This is a genomic window from Acaryochloris sp. IP29b_bin.137 (assembly GCF_028285745.1).
Lineage (GTDB): Bacteria > Cyanobacteriota > Cyanobacteriia > Thermosynechococcales > Thermosynechococcaceae > Acaryochloris.
The window spans coordinates 1-4,192 of record NZ_JANQOP010000095.1; the positions used below are offsets into that span (position 1 = coordinate 1).

The following is a 4,192-nucleotide window of genomic DNA, read 5'->3' on the forward strand; positions in this document are numbered from 1 at the left end:
AGCTGCTTCGACGAGTGGTTACCTAGGCCAATCCCTGGCTGAGTACCCCAATGTCCAACGGTGGCTCGATGCGCTTGAAGCTAGACCGGCAGTGCAAACTGGAATGGCGCTGCTATCACCCGACTTCGAGAGTCAATTCGGCGCTCTTGCTTAATTTATTCAACTCCTTCTAGATCACTTTCTGTGCGGAGGTACACCCATGACTTACGACTACGACTTACTGGTGATCGGTGCTGGTTCTGGTGGTCTGGCTGCTGCCAAACGGGCCGCCAGATATGGTGCCAAAGTTGGCATCATTGAAAATGATCTTGTGGGAGGCACTTGTGTGGTGCGCGGCTGTGTACCCAAAAAGCTGTTGGTCTATGCCTCGCAGTTCTCACATCTCTACCAAGACGCAGTGGGGTATGGTTGGGATGCTATCACCCCCAGCTTTCACTGGCCAACCCTAGCCCAGATTGTTGACAATGAGGTGAACCGCCTCAGCCAACTGCACACCCGTTTTCTTGACCAGTCAAAGGTTGAGCTGATTCTCGGACAAGCTGCATTTTTGGATTCTCACATTATCGAAGTCCACAACAGCTCAGCCAGTCATGACACTGGAAAACGCAAACTCACGGCTGAACGCATTTTGATCGCAACAGGAAGTGAAGCTGTGCTGCCGGATATCCCTGGCATTGAATTGGCCCTCACTTCCCGCGAAGTGTTCAAGCTTCCTAAACAGCCTAAAAAGCTGGCCATCATCGGTGGCGGTTACATCGGAGTTGAATTTGCTGGGATCTTCAATGGCTTGGTGACAGAGGTGATTCAAATTGTCCGAGGGGACAACATTCTTCGTGGGTTTGATGAAGATATCCGTACACATCTCCAGGACACAATGCGCCAACGTGGCATCACAATCTTGACCGAGACCCAGTTAGACCGACTAGAGAAAACTACCGAAGGAACAGTGTTGTTCCTTAAAGGCGATGCAGCACCCGCGACACTTACCGTTGATGCCGCTGTTCTGTTTGCTATTGGTCGAGTGCCCAACACTGCTGATCTCGGACTAGATCTTGCTGGAGTGGCACAGACAGATCACGGAGCAGTGGCGGTTAACGAATGGAGCCAAACGACTCAGCCCCATATCTATGCTGTTGGCGATGTGACCAACCGGGCCAACCTGACCCCTGTGGCTATTGATGAAGGTCGAGCCTTTGCCGACACAGTGTTTGGAAATACCCCTCGTGCTGTTAATTACGCCAATATTCCAACAGCGGTGTTCAGTCAGCCGGAAGTTGCAACGGTTGGCTTGAGTGAAGCGGAGGCCATTGTCCAACTGGGTGAAAAGAACGTGAAAATTTACCGTTCAACCTTCCGACCTCTTTACCATAGCCTTACGGGGGCTACCGAAAAGACAGTCATGAAACTGGTCGTCGATCAGCAAAGCAACCGAGTGATAGGTGCCCATATGGTGGGTAAAGAGGCAGCAGAGATTATTCAGTCAGTTGCGATCTCCATCAACATGGGGGCTACCAAACAGGACTTCGACAACACAATGGCCTTACATCCGTCGACTGCTGAAGAGTTTGTGACCATGCGCTAAGGAGTTGAACCATGCCTCCAAAATTTACCCAAATTGCATTTACGTCGACGGTTAAAGCTATCCAGGAAAAACATGGCTCGCGGGAAATGTATGAGCGGATGGCAGCCCGTGGACCAGACAACGACACTCTGATTCCACGAGTGGCCGATTTCATCCGGGAACGAGACAGCTTTTATCTTGGGACTGTTAACGATAATGGCTGGCCTTACATTCAGTTTCGCGGGGGACCCGTGGGCTTCTTAAAGGTTCTCGATGACAGAACACTCGGGTTTGCGGATTTTGTTGGCAATTGTCAGTACCTAACGATTGGAAACTTGGGAGATAGCGATCGCACATTCTTGTTCCTGATGGACTACGCCAACCGTCGCCGCCTCAAAATATGGGGACGCGCCAGGGTTGAGTACGATCACCCCGATCTGGTGGAAGATCTCAAGGTACCGGGCTACGACGCGGAAGCTCAACGGGCCATTCTGATCCAGGTAGAAGCCTGGGACTGGAACTGCCCCAAATACATTCCAACAAAATATTCCGAAGAACAAGTGGCAGAAATGATTGCTCCCCTGCAAGCCCGAATTCGGGAACTTGAAGCTCAGTTGGCAACCGATCAGCCATAGCCTTAGCGTCAATCTAGATCAAGGAAACAGAGTATGCCATCCAAAGCTTAAGGAGGCACGATTATGAAAGAAAAACTCTGCTTAGTGACAGGAGTTGGTGAAGGGACAGGGGCCGCAATTGTACGGCGATTCGCTTCCGATGGTTACACTGTAGCGATGTTGTCCCGCGATCAGGAAAGACTTCGTACCTATGAGTCTGAACATCCTCAAGCCGTAGCATTTCCCTGCGATTTAGAAGACTTGCAAGCGCTTGGACAAACCATTGAGCAGGTTCAAGTCGAACTTGGCAATCCCACAGTCATCATCCATAACGCAGTGAGAGCCACCTTTGACCGCCTCCTAGACAGCGATCCTAGCGAACTTGAGCGTAATTTCCGGGTCAATACAACGTCACTGTTGTATCTCGCCAAAGCATTTGTTCCCACAATGCTGGAACAGGGTTCTGGCTCCATCATTGCTACAGGGAATACCGCCGCCTTTCGCGGAGTCCCAACCTACGCTTTATTTGCCCCCACGAAAGCGGCTCAACGAATCTTCTTAGAATCCCTTGCGAGGGACTTTGGTCCCCAAGGTATCCACGTCGCTTACGTGAATATTGATGCGGTCATTGACGTGCCGTGGACCCGAGATCGATTTGCCTCCGACAAACCTGATGAGTTTTTTATTACCCCCCATTCCATTGCTGATGAGGTCTTCCACATTGCTCATCAGCCCAGAGATGCATGGTCCTTCAATGTCGAACTACGTCCCTATGCTGAGAGGTGGTAAGGAAATCTCTAGAACAACTGAAGCACCCAGAACTGGAGCCATGCACATCTTCAGTTCACTTGAGCATTGGACTCGGTTGTAATTCAGGCGTATGAGGACTCTTAAAGGTTTTCTGAGCCATGGGTGCTTGGCAGGCCACCATCGTCTTCACATGTTCCCTTTCATCATCTCGAATCGCCACAAAGACATCGTAGAGGTTATTGATTTGAGGACGACGACTCTCTGGACGTTGCCCTGTTTGAAACTCATCAAACATATACAGATCGCCATCTCGATAGTAATTGAGGGCCACTTGAGGTGCAGATTGAGCTTTTAGATATTCCGTCTCGCTGGTGAGGAAGTGGTCATAGCTCTCGTAGGCATGTTCTTCCACCAGTTCCATAAAGTGATAGGCCGACCGAGGAGAGAGCGCATAGAGCAAGACAATAATCCAGTAGTAGAGCAAACCAACGTGACGCGCTAGGAAGCGATCGATCCAGGCATTGTTACCCCCCAGCGACTCCATGATCAGGAGATGGTGCAACTCATTCCAGGTTTCAGCAAAATGGACCTTGAGCCAATCGGCCTTTCGCCACCAGCCCAAGGTTTCATAGAGGTGCAGCACCGAGAGGTAGGAAAAATAGGGAACCCGAGCCACAGTCTCCAGCACGTAGAATCTTGGATAGGGGCGGTTCCGATAGAGCACGTTAATCACAAAAACTAAGACGCTGACCAATAAACGAACCATAACCAGACCTCCAGAATTAATGAGGGTGCTTATTTGAGTGAGTCGTCGTCGCCATTATAGGTTTACCTATCAGTTTGAGTCTGTATTCGTTTCTGCAAAAGCATCTTTGTTGTTACTTAACTCATTAGAACTCAATACATTGCTCCGTTCCCATCCTTGACATCTCATTCCAGACGAGCTAGTCTGTATTTATTCCAGACGATTTAGTTTGAAACCATGCCGCGTCCCCGAGAGTTTGATCCTCAAGCTGCTCTCCATACTGCCATTCAGGTGTTTTGGGAGAAAGGCTACTACGATACCTCTGTTGATGAGGTGGTCAAGCGCTCTGGCGTCGCGAAATACGGTATCTACGGCACTTTTGGCCCCAAACGGGAGTTGTTCAAGAAAGTTCTTAGGCAATACGCCAGCGATCGCCACCAAGATATCCAAAGCCCGATCCGGCGACCCGGCGCATCCTTGCCTGAAATCCAAGAGTTTTTTGACAAGGTACCTCATCTGATT

General features: G+C 50.0%; 5 protein-coding genes. 4 read left to right on the top strand and 1 reads right to left on the bottom strand.

Annotated features, from left to right (window positions below; translation table 11 throughout):
- Positions 1–199 precede the first annotated feature (199 nt).
- The 3 genes from gor to Q0991_RS06880 all read left to right on the top strand — a co-directional run bounded on the left by gor (position 200) and on the right by Q0991_RS06880 (position 2,964).
- Positions 200–1,582 carry a glutathione-disulfide reductase gene (gene gor, locus Q0991_RS06870; RefSeq protein ID WP_299486720.1) on the top strand — a complete coding sequence of 461 codons (1,383 nt, stop codon included), beginning with the start codon at positions 200–202 and terminating at the stop codon, positions 1,580–1,582.
- A gap of 11 nt (positions 1,583–1,593) precedes the next feature.
- Positions 1,594–2,196, top strand: a complete 603-nt coding sequence (locus Q0991_RS06875; protein ID WP_299486721.1) for a pyridoxamine 5'-phosphate oxidase family protein — start codon at positions 1,594–1,596, stop codon at positions 2,194–2,196.
- A 63-nt stretch (positions 2,197–2,259) separates the two neighbouring features.
- Complete coding sequence (locus Q0991_RS06880; RefSeq protein WP_299486722.1) at positions 2,260–2,964, top strand: SDR family NAD(P)-dependent oxidoreductase; 705 nt, start codon at positions 2,260–2,262, stop codon at positions 2,962–2,964.
- A 55-nt stretch (positions 2,965–3,019) separates the two neighbouring features.
- Here the strand turns inward: Q0991_RS06880 and Q0991_RS06885 are convergent, their stop codons facing one another.
- Positions 3,020–3,691 carry an alternative oxidase gene (locus tag Q0991_RS06885; protein ID WP_299486724.1) on the bottom strand — a complete coding sequence of 224 codons (672 nt, stop codon included), beginning with the start codon at positions 3,689–3,691 and terminating at the stop codon, positions 3,020–3,022.
- A gap of 216 nt (positions 3,692–3,907) precedes the next feature.
- Here Q0991_RS06885 and Q0991_RS06890 point away from each other — a divergent pair.
- A partial coding sequence (locus Q0991_RS06890) for a TetR/AcrR family transcriptional regulator (protein WP_299486725.1) occupies positions 3,908–4,192 on the top strand: 285 nt, incomplete at its 3' end.